Annotated in this window: 11 protein-coding genes and 1 pseudogene; 4 read left to right on the top strand and 8 right to left on the bottom strand. The window is 68.4% G+C overall.

The window, feature by feature from the left end:
- Window positions 1–936: transposase (locus tag ACFY2X_RS09330; protein WP_389934768.1), on the top strand; the 936-nt coding region annotated here is incomplete at its 5' end.
- Here the strand turns inward: ACFY2X_RS09330 and ACFY2X_RS09325 are convergent.
- The 3 genes from ACFY2X_RS09325 to ACFY2X_RS09315 are packed head-to-tail and all read right to left on the bottom strand — an operon-like array spanning window position 933 to window position 4,154.
- Window positions 933–1,130 carry a hypothetical protein gene (locus ACFY2X_RS09325; RefSeq protein ID WP_389934765.1) on the bottom strand — a complete coding sequence of 66 codons (198 nt, stop codon included), beginning with the start codon at window positions 1,128–1,130 and terminating at the stop codon, window positions 933–935. The genes ACFY2X_RS09330 and ACFY2X_RS09325 overlap by 4 nt on opposite strands.
- Window positions 1,123–3,468: an FtsX-like permease family protein gene (locus ACFY2X_RS09320; protein ID WP_389934762.1), complete on the bottom strand. Its 2,346-nt coding sequence runs from the start codon at window positions 3,466–3,468 to the stop codon at window positions 1,123–1,125. The genes ACFY2X_RS09325 and ACFY2X_RS09320 overlap by 8 nt, the downstream gene beginning before the upstream one ends.
- A complete protein-coding gene (locus ACFY2X_RS09315) occupies window positions 3,465–4,154 on the bottom strand; it encodes an ABC transporter ATP-binding protein (protein ID WP_389934759.1) in 690 nt (229 codons plus the stop codon). Before ACFY2X_RS09315 ends, ACFY2X_RS09320 begins: the two co-directional genes overlap by 4 nt.
- Before the next feature lie 154 nt (window positions 4,155–4,308).
- On the opposite strand from ACFY2X_RS09315, the gene ACFY2X_RS09310 reads away from it, so the two are divergent.
- Together ACFY2X_RS09310 and ACFY2X_RS09305 are read left to right on the top strand one after the other, a co-directional pair.
- Complete coding sequence (locus tag ACFY2X_RS09310; protein ID WP_389934756.1) at window positions 4,309–4,857, top strand: TetR/AcrR family transcriptional regulator; 549 nt, start codon at window positions 4,309–4,311, stop codon at window positions 4,855–4,857.
- Between the two features lie 371 nt (window positions 4,858–5,228).
- Complete coding sequence (locus tag ACFY2X_RS09305; RefSeq protein WP_389934753.1) at window positions 5,229–6,128, top strand: aminoglycoside phosphotransferase family protein; 900 nt, start codon at window positions 5,229–5,231, stop codon at window positions 6,126–6,128.
- 77 nt (window positions 6,129–6,205) lie between these two features.
- Here the strand turns inward: ACFY2X_RS09305 and ACFY2X_RS09300 are convergent.
- Window positions 6,206–6,790 (bottom strand): annotated as a pseudogene (locus ACFY2X_RS09300) (hypothetical protein).
- A 471-nt stretch (window positions 6,791–7,261) separates the two neighbouring features.
- On the opposite strand from ACFY2X_RS09300, the gene ACFY2X_RS09295 reads away from it, so the two are divergent.
- On the top strand, window positions 7,262–9,250 hold the full coding sequence (locus tag ACFY2X_RS09295) for a phosphocholine-specific phospholipase C (protein WP_389934750.1): 1,989 nt from the start codon (window positions 7,262–7,264) through the stop codon (window positions 9,248–9,250).
- 230 nt (window positions 9,251–9,480) lie between these two features.
- Here ACFY2X_RS09295 and ACFY2X_RS09290 read toward each other — a convergent pair whose 3' ends face one another.
- The 4 genes from ACFY2X_RS09290 to ACFY2X_RS09275 all read right to left on the bottom strand — a co-directional run bounded on the left by ACFY2X_RS09290 (window position 9,481) and on the right by ACFY2X_RS09275 (window position 15,075).
- Window positions 9,481–11,013: a hypothetical protein gene (locus ACFY2X_RS09290; protein WP_389934747.1), complete on the bottom strand. Its 1,533-nt coding sequence runs from the start codon at window positions 11,011–11,013 to the stop codon at window positions 9,481–9,483.
- A gap of 150 nt (window positions 11,014–11,163) precedes the next feature.
- Window positions 11,164–11,757, bottom strand: a complete 594-nt coding sequence (locus tag ACFY2X_RS09285) for a phosphoribosylanthranilate isomerase (protein ID WP_389934745.1) — start codon at window positions 11,755–11,757, stop codon at window positions 11,164–11,166.
- 10 nt (window positions 11,758–11,767) lie between these two features.
- Window positions 11,768–13,846 carry a prolyl oligopeptidase family protein gene (locus tag ACFY2X_RS09280; protein WP_389934742.1) on the bottom strand — a complete coding sequence of 693 codons (2,079 nt, stop codon included), beginning with the start codon at window positions 13,844–13,846 and terminating at the stop codon, window positions 11,768–11,770.
- Entirely contained in the window at window positions 13,843–15,075 is a 1,233-nt protein-coding gene (locus tag ACFY2X_RS09275) for an MFS transporter (protein WP_389934739.1), read from the bottom strand. The genes ACFY2X_RS09280 and ACFY2X_RS09275 overlap by 4 nt, the downstream gene beginning before the upstream one ends.
- Between the last annotated feature and the right edge of the window lie 15 nt (window positions 15,076–15,090).

The raw sequence follows: 15,090 nt of genomic DNA, 5'->3' as shown, positions 1-15,090 counted from the left end.
CAGCTGCGCGAGGTGGTGGAGCGGTTGATGGCCGCCGGGCAGTGGCGGGCCGGTGATGCGGACATTCTCATCGTGGCCGACGCCGGCTACGACGGGCCTCGCCTGGCGTGGCTGCTGCGGGATCTGCCGGTGCAGATCCTGGCCCGGATGCGCTCGGACCGGGTGTTGCGCCGGGCTACCCCGGCGCGGGTTGCGGGCACCAATGGCCGGCCGCCGCGCCACGGCGGTGAGTTCATCTTCGGCGACCGGAGCAGCTGGGGTGAGCCGGAGGTGGCAACCGCGACCGGCACCCGCCTGTACGGGCAGGCCACCGCCTGGGCCTGGGATCGGCTGCACCCACGGTTAACCCGCCGCGCGGCCTGGATCGACTCCGCGGAATTGCCGGTGATCGAGGGCACCGTGATCCGTCTGGAGGTGGATCACCTGCCCAGCGGGGCGATCCCGAAACCGGTGTGGCTGTGGTGGTCGGGGGTGGATGCGGCAGCGGCCGAGGTGGACCGGATGTGGCAGGCGTTCCTGCGCCGCTTCGACATCGAGCACACCTTCCGCCTGCTCAAACAGACTCTCGGCTGGGCCTGCCCCAAGATCCGCGCTCCGCAGGCGGCGGATCGGTGGACCTGGCCGATCCTGGCTGATCCTGGCCGTCTATACCCAGCTCCGGCTGGCCCGGCCGTTGGCCGCCGACCTACGCCGCCCCTGGGAGGAGCCCGCACCCCCGCAGCGCCTGTCGCCCGCCCGTGTCCGCCGGGGGTTTCGGCACCTGCGCGCGACGACACCCACTCCCGCTCAAGCGCCGAAACCCTCCCGATCCGGACCAGGACGGCCACCCGGTCGGCGCAACAACCAGCCCGCACCACGCCACGACGTCTACACCGCCACCGGACTGACCAGCGCGAAGACCAGCACAACGAAGCCAAGAACCAAGAAATCCACTAACCCGCGTCCACGACGTACGGGTTAAAGATCAAGCTAGCACCGACCACGTGCGCAGCGGCCACGTCGGCCTTCAGCCACGAGGCGGAATCGATCCCCAACTCGTCGGCCCAGCTCCCGTTCATGGCCATCACCTCGTCGATGTGCCGCCCGCCAGCGTGGTCTTCGCGGCTGGCCACCCGCAGAGGGTCACTCATAGGCGAGGATCTCCCGGATGGTGAGCCGGGACGCGCGGCGGGCGGCCGTGAGCGTGGCCGCCGCGGCAGCGGTAAGGCTGAGCATGACCCAGACGGCCATCCCGGTGACCGACAGGTTCAACGGGAGCGGCAGGCCGAAGGACAGCGTCCCGAGGAAGTCGCCGACCCCGGCCGACAACGGCACTCCGGCGGCCAGCGCGATGAGGCACCCCGCCAGACCGATGGCCAGGCCTTCCAGGACGAGCGTCAGGCACACGGTGGACGGAGTGGCGCCAATGGTCTGCATGACGCCGAACTCGCGGGTGCGTTCGGTGACCGCGATCCCCATGGCCGAAGCCAGCCCCAGCGCGCCGACCACGGCCATGAGCACTGCCAGGACGACGAGGATCTGGATGAAGATCAGCACGTGCTGGTCGATGGCGGTGCGGAACTCCTCCACAGGGACGATCATCTGAGTCTGGACGTTCGCCGTGGCGAAGGCCTGCTCGGCCTTGCCGAGAACGCGGGGATCATCGTAGGCCAGCCGGACAGCGGTCGCGGTGGCCGTTGCCGGATCCGATGCGGTGTAGGCGGCGGCCGGACCACCCACTTCGGCGACCACGCCCACCACTCGCAGAACGACGTTCCTCCCCTCCACGCTCAGCGTGACCTGCTCGCCCAGGGCAGGGTTTCCCAGCCGGGTTACGGCACCCTGGTTCAGGACCACTCCGTCACGGTCACCGCCGCGCAGCCAACGGCCGCCCAGAAGCTCGAAGTCGATCAGTGCACTCTCGGCGGGAAGCGCGATGAGGTTGAGCGCGCCGTGACCGCCGTCGGGGTAGGTGCGAGACACCTCGACCTGCCCGCCGCGGACGGGGACGGCAGGCAGAACGCTGAGCGGCTCAGCCGAGGTCAGACCGCCGACATCGCGCAACAGGGCGGTGATCCGGCCGGCGGAAACGGGTTCGGACAGGAGGATTTCGGCGTCGTAGGAGCGGCGCGCCAGGCCGTCCTCGACCCAGGCGTTCCATGCGCCCGCGGTGTTCAGCCCGCCGGTGAACAGGGCGCCGCCCGCGGTAAGCAGGGCGAGGGTGAGTGCCAGCCGGCCGCGTCTGCGCAGCGCGTTGCGGACGGCGAAGGAGAGCAGGCGGTTGCCGCCCGCGATCCGGGAGGGCCGGCCACCGGTCCGGCTCGCGGTGACACCACGATGGTCGAGGGCCGCCCGCACCGTGGTCCGGGCGGCCCGCGTCAGCGGCACGAGTGCGACGAGCAGCGGCACGCCGAGCCCGGATGCGGCCAGGACGGCGAAGACCCAGCCGGGCACGGAGGCGTCAATGATGTCGAGATTGAGCAGGCTGGCCATCATGTCGGCCAAAGCCAGCCCCGCTAAAACGGACGGCACGACAGCGAGGACGACCGCAGCCGCCGCGACGGCGAGGGCGAGCAGGAGATAGGTGCCGAGGATCTGCGAGGTGGTCGCGCCCAGAGTCTTCAGCACACCGATCTGGCGGGTCTGCTGGGCGAGCATGCCGCCCAGGGTTGTGGCGACCACGACGGCCGCCAAGATCAGTGCCGCGACGGCGAAGCCGAGGAACAGCAGCGTGATGGTGTCGACCTGGTTCTGGTGCGGGTGTCTGCTCGCCGGCGGCGCATTGATGGCGTGTACGGCATGGCCGCCCGCGGTCAGCCAGGCGGCCAGTTCCCGGGCCCGGGCGTCGACGGCGCCCTGGTCTCCGGAAACGATGATCTTCAGCTGGTCTCGGTCCGGAGTCAGCCCGAGCCGGGCCAGTCCCGCAGGGGTCAGGTAGCCGTACCCGGTGCGCTCCTGAGTGCCGGGTGCCAGAGCCGCATCGTGGACGACGCCGGTCACGGTGAAGCTCCCCGCCTGCCCGTTGGGTGCGGTGACGGCCACGGTGGCGGGGTCGCCGAGTACGGCCAGTGCCGAGCGTTCGAGCAAGATGCCGTCGGCGGGCGGGGGCCAGGCACCGTGTTCGATGTCGAAGCGGGCGATGCGCAGCGGGTCATCGGCGTCGATGACGAACAGCAGCATCCTGCGCCAGGAATCCCCGACGCGGACCCGGGCGGTGACGGTCTGGCGGGCGGCGGCGTCGGCGATGCCCGGCCGGGTGCGAACCTGGTCGAGCAGGGCGGGCGAGACGCCGCCTTCGACGTCCAGGGTGGCTGAGGCGGGGTTGGTGGCGACGTAGTTGGCGGCGGCCTCGCGCAGCACGACGGTGCGGGCGGTCAGCATCGCGCCGATCGCAGCCAGGCTGATCGCGACGGCCACGACCATGAGCGCCATGCGCCCTCGGGCCACCCGGATGTCACGCCGCAGCTTGGCGTAGCGAGGACGGCTCATCGCGTGACCTCCGTGGTGATCTTTCCGTCGGCCAGGCTGATCTGACGGTGCGCCCAGCGGCTGAGGTCACGCTCATGGGTGACCATCACGATCGCGGTTCCGTCGGCGGCTTGGGCGGCGAACAGATCCAGGATCACCTCGGCGGTGGCCGAGTCCAGGTTGCCGGTGGGTTCGTCGGCCAGCAGCACGGGCGGGTCGTTGGCCAGGGCCCGGGCGATGGCGGCTCGCTGCTGCTGGCCGCCGGACAGGGCGGAGGGCAGCTTGTCGGCCTGCTCGGCGATGCCCACCCGCCCCAGAAGTTCCAGTGCTCGGGGGCGCCGGTCGCGGGAGGGGTAGGTGGCACAGAAGTCCATGGGCAGCATCACGTTCTCGGCCACCGTCAGGGTGGGCAGCAACTGGAAGAACTGGAACACCATCCCCACGGTGCGGCCTCGCCAGGATGACAGCCGGGGCTCGGGCAGGGCGTGCACCTCGGTGCCGGCCACCCGGACCTGGCCGGAGGTGGGCCGGTCGATTCCAGCCAGCAGGTTCAGCAGCGTGCTCTTGCCGCTGCCCGAGCGGCCAGTCACCGCCACGAACTCCCCGGGCGACACCGACAGGTCCACTCCCGCCAGGGCCGGGAAGTCTCCGGCGGGGGTCCGGTAGGACTTGGTGGCCTCATGGACTGTGATCACTTCTGTTGGCATGAGCACTCCATTGTTTCCGAACAGTGTGTTCAGCTATGAATGGTGTGTTCGGTAACTTGAGTAGGTCAACAGTCAAAATCGGCCGGTTGTGCCGTATCGGACGGAGGCACGGAAGGTGTTCGGAAACTCACCCCCCAAGGGTCTGGACCGGCGGGTGCGTCGGACTCGCCAGGCGATCCAGCAGGCCCTGATCGCACTCATCCTGGAGAAGGGCTATGACGCGGTGACGGTGAGCGACATCATCAACCGCGCCGATGTCGGCCGGTCCACCTTCTACGCCCACTTCACCGACAAACAAGATGTGCTGTTCGACAACCTGGATGAGCTGGCGGCCTTCCTGAAGGCGGGCCATGCGCACGAGCCGGGTCGGCTGTTCGCCTTCAGCCTGCCGATGTTCGAGCATGTCGACGAGCAGCGCGATCTCGTGCGAGCCCTGCTGGGCCGGCGTGGCGGGGGTGTGGTCATCACCCGCGTCGAGCAGATCCTCGCCGAGATCGTGCGTGACGAACTGCTCGCGGCCATGTCCTCGGACACCCGTCCGCCGGCCACACTCGATCTGGTGGTGACCTGCGTGGTCGGCGCCTTCATGGCACTGCTGGTCCAGCGGGTGGACGGCGACGCCCCCGTCACCGCCCGGCAGATGGACGCGCTCTTTCGCGAGGTGGTGACTCCCGGCGTCCGGGCGGCTCTGTCTCAGAAGTAGGACACGAACAGGCTGGCGGCGCACAGCACCAGGAGAGCATCCAGCACGAGGAGCACCACCACACCCAGGATCTCAATGCTTCGGCGCATCGTGTCTTCTCGCCGTCATCGTCGGCTGCCGGTCTTCCCTGATCGAGGGGAATGGGTAGCCCACTCAAAGGCTATTACTAGAGACCTTCAAGGGTGAGGCTTACATGGCCTGGCATGGGCGTGAGCTGGCACCCAAGATGGCGAAGCATCCGTCCCTAGCACGGTGACCGCTTAGGTTCACCGGGTTCGATCCTGCCGGACGCCGGTACGGCGAGCCTCATGGTGGTGATTACCGACTGCCCCGTACGACGAGTAGCCCGGTGCCGTGTGCGACACTGCCGCATGCTTGATCTGACCCTTGATCCGGCCACCGAGACCAGGCTTGTCAGCCGGTTCGGCCCTGGCTTTCGCGACTGGTTTGCCGCTCTGCCCGAGTTCTTGGAAAGACTCGCCCGGCGCTGGGATCTGGAGGTCGTCGCCGCCGTCGCGGCGGGCAACACCTCGCGTGCCTTCCACGTACGGCGGGCCGATGGCAGCTCGGCCTTTCTCAAGCTCACTCCCGAGCCGGAGATCGGTGTCACCGAGGCGGCCGCACTTCGGGCGTGGGCGGACAACCCTCATGTGGTCTCGTTGATCGACTCGGATCGCGAGTCGGGGGCGCTGCTGTTGGAGGCCGTGAAACCCGGCAGCCGGGTCGATCGGCTGCCGATTGAAGACGTCGCGATGCTTCTCCGCTCGCTCCGCCTGACCGCGAGCCCCAAGAACAGGCTTCCCGCACTCCGGCAGCGCGTCGATTTTCTCTTCAACCTGACCATCGGCCGATGGCGGGACAGCCCAGCGGAATCGCACCTCGACCACGGTCTCCTCGAGCGCTGCCGAACCGCCGCGCTCGCCCTGGCCGCGGACGGCCCGGCCGGGCTGGTCCACGGAGACCTGCACCCTGGGAACGTCCTCATCAGCGACAGTCATGGCCTCGTCGTGATCGACCCGCGGCCCAGCATCGGCGATCCTGCATTCGATGCCGTCGACTGGGTCCTCGCGCAGGCCGCAGAACTTCACGACCTTGAGGAGAACATCGCCCGCCTCACCGCCCTGATCCCGGATATGGACCCTGACCGACTCATGAACTGGTGCCGGACGACAGCCGCCGTAATCGTCGTCCCCCGACTGAACCGAGGCCTATACGACCAGGAAACTCGGCTCCTCCTGCACCTGGCGGCGACTTCTGCGGTGATCAGATAGGTTCACCGGGCCGGACAGGTTCGGTTTCATCTAGTGCGATGATCATGAACGTTCACTGGGTTGGCTGATCATGCGGCTCAGGTCTTGGGGCGTCCCCATCGGCGCTGTTTCTCACTTCGGACCCGGGCGCGTTCTCGCCGTTGTGCGGCCAGCCCGTCGGGATGACGGGCGTTGGCGTTGCGCCAGCGCAGATAAGCCTGGAGCTTGCGGGCCAGCACGGTGTGGTTGGGGTGATCAGAGCCGCCCATTAGGTGGCCGGCAGCCGATCCGGCCTGCTCTCTTTTGCCCAGCCACTGCCACGGGAGGGCCGGAGCGACAATGGTCCGAACTGGTCGAAGGCGAAACACCGCATCGGGAATCGGCTGGTGGCCTCCTCGATCCGGTCCAGTTCGGCCTCCCGCTGCGGATCGGTGGACTCCTTCCAGATGCGGGTTCGAGCGCCTCCAGCCCCGGGCGTTGAAGGCGTGGATGACATCATGGACGGTGTCTTCATCGGCCGCGACCAGGTGCGCGATCGCCGGGGCCGTAGTGCCGCCGACGGACGCCATGATGATCAGCGCTCTGCGTATCCGGATCGAGCCGTGTTTGCCTCGCCGTACCAGGCGTTGCAGCAGTTGACCTTCGGCGTCGGTTGATCGCCGGGCTCTGACGGGCTCAGCCATGCGCTCCTCCTGCTGTCGGTGCCGATTGGGCCGGTACCGGCAGCAGGGCAGGTCATCAAACGACGCAAGCCGTACGGCATGCCAGGACCCGGTAAACCTAAGTGGTCACCGCACTAATGAAGGTGACAAACGATCCCGAACGGATACGACTCCAGGGTCGCGGAGAGCTCAAAAGGACGATTGTCCTGAGGCCGAACCTCTGGCTCACGTAGCCAACTTCTTGAACGCCAAGGCATCGCGTCTTGCGGCAGACGTCTCGATCAAGATGACCAACGAAACTCACCTGAACACGTGGATGCCCCCCTGCCAAGGGCTGAGAAGATGGTCAAATTCTGGGTGTATTGAGGCGTGTTGAGATGTGTGACCTCTATCGGCCATGCTCTGTTGCTGAAGGACATCCCCCAGCTCACCCGGCAGTCTCCGGCTCCCGCCGTCGTCCCTCGACCATGTCACGAAGGGTTTCTCATCAGCATGCCGTCCGACTCCCTGCTTCCACCCTCCCTGTTGCGGGCACTGGCAGAGCCCCGCCCGTCCAACGGGCTGTCAGACATCAAGCACGTCGTGTTCATCATGCAGGAGAACCGCTCTTTCGATCACTACTTCGGCAGCCTGCGAGGGGTTCGGGGCTACGGCGACCGCAACGCGGTGACCACCCGCGCATGGAAACCGATCTTCGAGCAGGACGGCGTGCTGCCCTTCTCGATCCGCGAGGCCGCCCAGCAGGCCGGGGCGGACCCGATGTTGCTCGACAGCCATGACCACAGCTGGCTCGGCACGCAGAACGCCTGGGCGATGGGCTGGCTCGACGCCTGGGTGCCCAACAAGGGTCCCTCCAGCATGGGGTTCTACGACCGGCGGGACCTGCCGTTCCACTACGAGCTCGCCGACACCTTCACCGTCTGCGACGCCTATCACTGCTCGCTGCTGAGTTCCACGACACCGAACCGCAACTATCACATCTCCGGATACACCGGATATGAGCCTGGCACCGAACAGCGGGCCATCGACAACGTGGCCAGCGAGGGTGAGATCGACGATCATCCGGGCTACTCCTGGGTCACGGTGCCCGAGCTGCTGAGCCAGGCCGGGCACAGCTGGCAGGTGTACCAGGAGTGGGACAACTACGAGTGCAACAACCTGGAGCTCTTCGCGACCTTCAAGGCCGTCATGGCCAAACTGGGACAGCCCAGCAGCCTGCGTGCTTTCTACCGGGCGGTCCGCCAGGCCGAGGATCCCACGCCGTTGCTCGCGGCGCTGGAGGAGAAGGTCTCCGCGCTCGATCCCGCCGACCGCGAGCTCTACGACCGGGGGCTTCGCCGTACTCACACCGGCGGTCTGGGGCAGTGGTTCGCGGCCGACGTCGCCGCCGGGCGGCTGCCCGCGGTGTCCTACATCGTCACCTCGCTGGCCGACTGCGAGCACCCCGAGGGATCGTCCGCGGTCGAGAGCGGAAAGATCATCTACCAGGTGCTCGACGCGCTCGCCTCTCATCCGGACGTGTGGTCGAACACGGCGGTGTTCATCACCTACGACGAGAACGACGGCTTCTTCGACCATGTCCCGCCGCCCGTGCCGCCGGACGGCACGTCGGACGAGTTCGTCAACGGACGGCCTCTGGGCCTGGGCATGCGGGTGCCGATGATCGCGGTCTCGCCCTGGAGCGTCGGCGGCTACGTCTGCTCGGAGACCTTCGACCACAGCTCGACCGTGCGCTTCCTGGAAACCTGGCTCGGCATCAAGGCTCCCGACATCAGCCGGTGGCGGCGGACCGTCGCCGGTGACCTCACCTCCGCCTTCGACTTCGGCACCCCGAGGTCCCGGCCCCAGGTGACGACGTTCCCGCCCGTCAAGGTCGCCGCCGGTGACCGCTGGTATCCGACCGTGCCGGCCGAGCAGCGGATGCCCGTCCAGGAACCGGGCACCAAGCCCGCCCGCGCCCTGCCGTACCAGCCGGACGCCTCGGCCCGGCGCCGGGGCAGCACCCTGGAGATCACCATGACCAATGGGGGAACGGCCAGCGCCCACATGACCCTCCGCGGCCACATGGGGGAACTCCCCCGGCCGCAGCACTTCGACGTCCTCGACGACCTTCGCGAGGTGGTCTACTTCCCCATCGCGAGGTACGACCTCGTGCTGACCGGCCCGAACGGCTTCCGCCGCGAGTTCCGCGGCGACCTCGGGGACAGCGTCGAGGTGTCCAGCGAGATCAACGCGGCCTCGCGGACGATCGACGTCACCGTCACCAACCTCGGTCACTCGACCGCCGAGATCGAGGTCTCCCCCTTGGCCTACGGCGGCGCGCCGCACAGCATCCGGCTGGCACCCGGCGGCAGCGACCGTTTCAGCTACCGGACCACGGACGGGTGGTACGACTTTCAGATCACCGACGCCGCCGGCGGCGGCTTCGCCCGCCGCCTGATGGGACACATCGAGAACGGCGAGGAGAGCGTCACCGGATGATCGTTTAGGCGCGCCCCCCAAGGCGCGTGACGATCCCGCCGCCCACGTCAGGAAGACACTGGGCGGCGAACGATCGGATAACGCGTCAGCGCGCGGACCACCGGGCGGCCCGGATCAGATCCCCGGGCCGCCGCCGGCCGGATCGTGGACGGCTATGCCGGCATCGCGCCAAGCACAAGAGGACTCGCGCCATCACCGGCGCGAGTCCTCAGATCAGCCGCGCCCTCCGGTCACAGGCGGCAGGAGACCTTGTACTGCCCCACGTTGGACGTGACCGCCTGCGGGGTGTCCGGGAACAGCTCCAGCCAGACGGACGCGCCATCGTTGTAGGTCGGCTGTATCCCCCGCACCACGTGCTCGGTCTGGCTGCCCTGACCGTAGAAGTAGGCGGTGTGCACCTCCGACACCTGCTTGTAGGGGCCGAAGTCGTAGACCCATCGATACGGCACCCGGCCCGGCCCCTTCACGGTGATGTCACCGGACAGGTAGTGCCGGTAGTCGGCGTTCCAGCCGCAGTAGTAGACGTACGACTCCCCCTGGACCACTTTGACCGACTCGACCTTCGCGTTCCCCTCCGGAGGTGTGCCGCTCTCGCAGGTCACCGTGGAGGTCGCCACGTTCGACCTGACCCCGTTGACCTCGATCGCCAGGGAGACGACGCCTCCTGCGGTGATGGGCTTGTGCGCGGTGAAGCTCCGGTACAGCTCGTTGAACCTGACCTCCTCCACCGGTCCCGGCACCCCGTTCCAGATTCGCCGGAACTTGATGACAGCCGGCTTCTTCTCCGTCTCGATCCTGACGGAGAACGGCAGGTCCGCGGCGCCCCCCGCGCTGTCGGCGGGCGGGCAGGGGCCCCGGTAGTTCGGGCGGAGCGCCGTCACCGCGACCGTGGCGTTGGTCTCGTCGGTGCACGTGATGTCGTAGGGAACCTTGTTGGAGATCGCGGCCCCGGCCGGGGAGAGGATCTCGATGGCCCGCCAGCCCGAACGGGTGTCGAAGGCCACCCTCTCCTCATAGTTGACCGCGGCCTCGGTCGCGCCGCCGCGGGCGAACTCGCGAACCTGTTCCTGCGACTTCCACCCGTTGCTGTCGATCCACCGGTACTTCACGGTCGCCGGGACTCGTGACACCTTGAGGGTGCCCGTGGTGTTCCAGTAGAACGGGTTCCAGCAGGAGCCCTCGTACTTCCCGGGCTTTATCTCGGTCACCGTCGCCGACGCGGTGACCTGAGGTTCGGAAGTGGGCGTCCCCGAGGCGGTCGGCCTCGGCGTCGGAGTCGCCGGCGGCGAGCTCGGCGTCCGCGTGGGCGAAGGGGACGAAGTGGGACGGAACGTCGAGGTGGGATCCGGCTGGACGACGACCGATCCCTGGCAGCTCGCCTGGAAACGGGCCTTCTTGGATGTCCTCTTCCGGGGGCTGAGAACCTGCAGCGCCTGCCAGCTCCTGGTGTCGGTGGTGAACGTGCGCCGGTCCCAGAGCGTGACCCGCCCCTTCGTCACGACCGTCTGCACGGGTCCCGCCGCGGCGTCTCCCCGCAGCCAGCGATACCTGATCCTGGTTCCGGGCCGGGCCTTGACCACGGCCGCGAAGCTGACGCTCACCGGGCAGTCACCGTTGTAGAGCGCGGGTGCCGCCTTCGCGGCCGACACCGCCACCGCCACCGGACCGGAAGTCATGGCGGAGGCCGGGGTAGCCGTCATGACACCGCCGATGGCGGCTCCTATCGCGAGAGCCGCGACCATGTTCCTGACATTGAAAATCACAGGCCCGAAGGGTAAATCAGGTCACTTGGACCTCACTGGTCACCGGCTTGCACGCGGTTGGGTGGACGCTCGATCGCCGTGAGCGGCCGGGTCGTTCACCCGGCCGCCGTTGGCGACCAGGCCGTCGCCCGCGGAAAGGACGGAGCGGGGTCATCCAGCCGCGCGGGCGGCGGTGATGAAGCTTCTGATGAGCCCGGCGTCCTTCACGCCGGGCGCGACCTCCACGCCGCTCGACACGTCGACTCCCCAGGGCTGGGCGGCGGCGATCGCCTCGGCGACGTTCGACGGGGCCAGGCCTCCCGCCAGCATCCAGCGGCCGGCGGGGCGCCCGCGCACCACCGCCCAGTCCCATGGCTCCCCCGAGCCGGGTTTGGGCGCGTCGATGATGAGCAGGTCCTCGTCGAACGCACCGCAGCGCAGGTCGACGCTCGCGGCTCCGGCGCGGATCAGCGTGACGCCGAGGTCCTTCAACGCGGTGAAGTCCTCGTGCGGGTGGTCGCCGTGCAGCTGGACGGCGCGCACTCCGGCCTCCAGCGTGACCGCCCGGACCTCCTCGGAGGACTCACCGGCGAACACCGCCACGGTCAGCACGTGCGGGGGCACCATCGCGGCCAGCTCACGCGCCCGCTCGGGGGTGACCCGCCGGGAACTCCTGGTGAGGACGAAACCGATCGCGTCGGCACCCGCCTCGACGGCGGCCGTCACATGCTCGGGCTCGCGCAGCCCGCAAATCTTCACATACACCCTTCGCACATTAGCGCCGGGAAGCCGAGCCGACGATTGGCCGCGAACGATCCGGGCCGTCGAACCCGGACAGCTCGGCGAGCCCGGTCTCCCGGGCGAGGAAGGCCAACGTCTCGGCCGCCACCGCGGAACCACCGAGGTGGCCGACACCCTCCGCCATGCGGAAGAGCACGCGACGTGACGGGTCGGCGTGCTGGAGAGCGGCGCACATCTTCCTGGCGTGCATGGGGTCGACGCGGCGATCCTCGTCCCCCGCGATGAGCAACGTCGGAGGATAGTCGACACCGTCGGTGACCCGGTGGTATGGCGAATACGCGAGCAGATGAGGCAGGTCGGCCGGGTCGTCGGCGCTGCCGTACTCGGCACGCCAGGCGGGTCCGAGGCCGAAGAGGTGGTAACGGACCATGTCGAACAGCGACGCCACGCAGACGGCCGCGCCGTACAGCTCCGGGCGTTGGGTCAGGGCGGCGCCGACGAGAAGCCCGGCGTTGCTCGCCCCCATGATGCCCAGTTGTCGCGGAGTCGTGTAACCATGCGCGATCAGCCACTCCGCCGCGGCGTGGAAGTCGTCGAACGTGTTCTGCTTGCGCTCCCGCATGCCCGCACGATGCCACGCCTCACCTTCCTCGCCTCCGCCGCGCAGGCACGCGATCGCCACGACCCCACCGGCCTCCACCCAGGCCATCGTCTCCGGCTGGTACGAGGGGAGCATCGATTGGCCGAATCCGCCGTACCCCGTCAGCAGCGTCGGGCGCGGATGATCGGGCGCTTCCGACGGTGTTATGAGGAACATCGGCACGGCGGTGCCGTCGGTGGACTCGTAGGTGATGTGACGTGAGCAGACCTTCTGCGATTGTTCGATCGCGGGCCGCCGGCCGCGCAGGACACGGTCACCCGCTTGGTAGCGCAACCGCGAGGAAGGTGTGAGGTAGTCGGTATAGCCGAGCCAGATCGTCGACCCGCCTTCACGCGGTTCGGTCACATTGGAGACGCTGCCGATGCCCGGCAGTTCCAGGGTGCGAAGCCTGCGACCTCGCACACGGTCGTGAACGCTCACCTCGTGGCGTCCGTGTCGCATGTGCACCGCGAGCAGTTCCGGCAGCGCGCCGTCCGCGAAGGCCACCGTCACGAGCGTCGCCTGAGGGTCTTCCTCCAGAACGTCACGCCAGTTGGTCACATCCGGTGCTCTCGGGTCGGCACGGCACAGGCGTCCGCGCGGCGCCTGATAGGTGGTGAGTAAATAGAGCACGCCCTCAGGAGAGACACGCGCGACGGTCCGCGCGTCAACACCCCGCACCACCGCCGCCAGAGGTGGAGAGTCGAACCGGCCCTGATCAAGATCGGCAAGCCATACGTCCGTGGCGCCCCCCACTCCCGTCGTGGTGTGAACGACCAGCCATCGGCCCAGGTTGAGATCGACGGTCAAACCAGCGCCCGCCGGCAGGTCGCCGCCGAACACCTCGATGTCGTCGCGGTCCGGGTCGGAGCCGAGAAAGTGCAGGTGCAGGCGGCGGTGGAGTCCCGCTCCCGGCGAAGGCCGGCAGCGAACGTAGTAGAAGCCCGAACCGTCCGGCAGCCAGGCCACCGAGGCATACCAGAGCCGGTCGATCGGCCGGTCGACCGGGGAGCCGGTGGCGACGTCGACCACGTGGAGGACGGCCCGCTCACCACTGCCGGAAACGACCTGATAGGCCAGAAAACGACCGCCGGGCGACGGGTGCCAACGCGTCAGTGACGCTTCGCCGCCCAGCCGCGACGCGTCGACGAGGAGCCTCTCGGCACCGTCTGGTTCCTGCACGTAGATGGATCGCGTACCGTCCCCGGATGGCCGGCGCGCGACGAAGATCCGGCCGCCCGACCGGGTCGGCGGGGAATCCGCGGTGACATGGTCCAGCTCGGCCAGCCTGACCAGTGCCGCCTGCCGTACGGCGCAGCCGTCGAAGTAGGCGTCCGTGAGCGCTCGCTGCCGGTCCGACCAGGCGCGTGTCGCGGTGCTGCCGGGGTCTTCGAGCCATCGGTAGGGGTCGCTGACCCGGTGGCCGTGGATGAGTTCCACGAGGTCGTCGCGCGGTGCCTCCCGCAGGGTCATGGGTTCATCTCTCCTGATGGGACGAGTCGTTCCGGCATCGTTCTGGCGAGGGGAAGGAGCGTCAGGCTGACGAGCAACGAAAGGATCACGGCGGCCCAGAGCGTGGGCCGTGCGCCGAGCGCGTCTGCCACGAGGCCACCGGCCAGAGCTCCGGCAATGCGGGTGCTGGCGGTTATGAGCTGCATGCTCACCGATGTACGGCCGAGCACCTCCTCCGACACCGCTGTGGTGACGAATCCGGTGAGGCCGACATTGGAGATCGCGCCGAACAATGCCGGCAGCCCGATCCCGAGCGCGGCGACGACTGCCGCGACCGGCAGGGGCCCACTCGCCAGAGGAAGCAGTGCCGTGGCGGCGACACCGCCGAGAAAGCCCCCGATCGCCATGTGACGCCCGTCGAAACGGTTCACCAGCCGGTCGCTGATGATCGTCCCCACAGCGCCGGCGACGCCGATCAGCACGAACAGGGAGCCGTACCAGGCGGTCGGTATGGCCAGGACGGTCAGCAGGAAGACCGCCTGCACCGCCGACACCATCCCGCCCGCGAACGAGTCGACGGCGACGAACGGCATCAGCCGCCGCAGAAACGGCTCATCACGCAGGGCGGCGAAGCCCGCCACGAGTTCGGCGCGGTCGATGCGACCACGGCGTCCGGGAACCGGAGGCTCCGGTTTCCTGATGAAGACGAGACACGCCGCGTTGACCAGGTAGGAGGCCATGTCGACGAGCAGGGGAACCACCATGCCGCCGACCACCACGACCGGACCGGCCACGACGCGGCCGAGCACACTGCCGACGTACTCCCCGCCCTGCAATCGTGCACGTGCCCGTGTCACCGCGTCGGCTCCGACGATGCTGCGGAGGTGGGCGAAGTACAGCGCCTCGATGAAGACACCGATCAGACCGAACGTGAAAGCGAACCCCGCCAGAACCCACACCGCCAGGTGCCCTGTCGCCAATGCCACGGTGACCACGCCGAGCGTCGCCGCGGCGACGAGATCGCAGGCGATGAGGTAGGGACGCCTCCGAGGGACTCGATCCGCCCACACCCCGGCGAGCAGGCCGAAGGCGAGGACGCTCGCCGTTCCCGCGGCGACGATCACGGCGACGTCCGTAGCCGTCGCGCCCAAGTGCCGGATCGCGATGATGGGGAGGACGACAGCGGTGAACACCGACCCAAACCTGGAGATTGTCTGACCGGTCCAGAAAAGACGGAAATCGCGACTCACGGAGGTCCTTCGAAA

The organism is Streptosporangium sp. NPDC000396 (genome assembly GCF_042898655.1).
Taxonomy (GTDB): Bacteria; Actinomycetota; Actinomycetes; order Streptosporangiales; family Streptosporangiaceae; genus Streptosporangium.
This window is presented reverse-complemented; position numbering and strand designations above follow the sequence as displayed.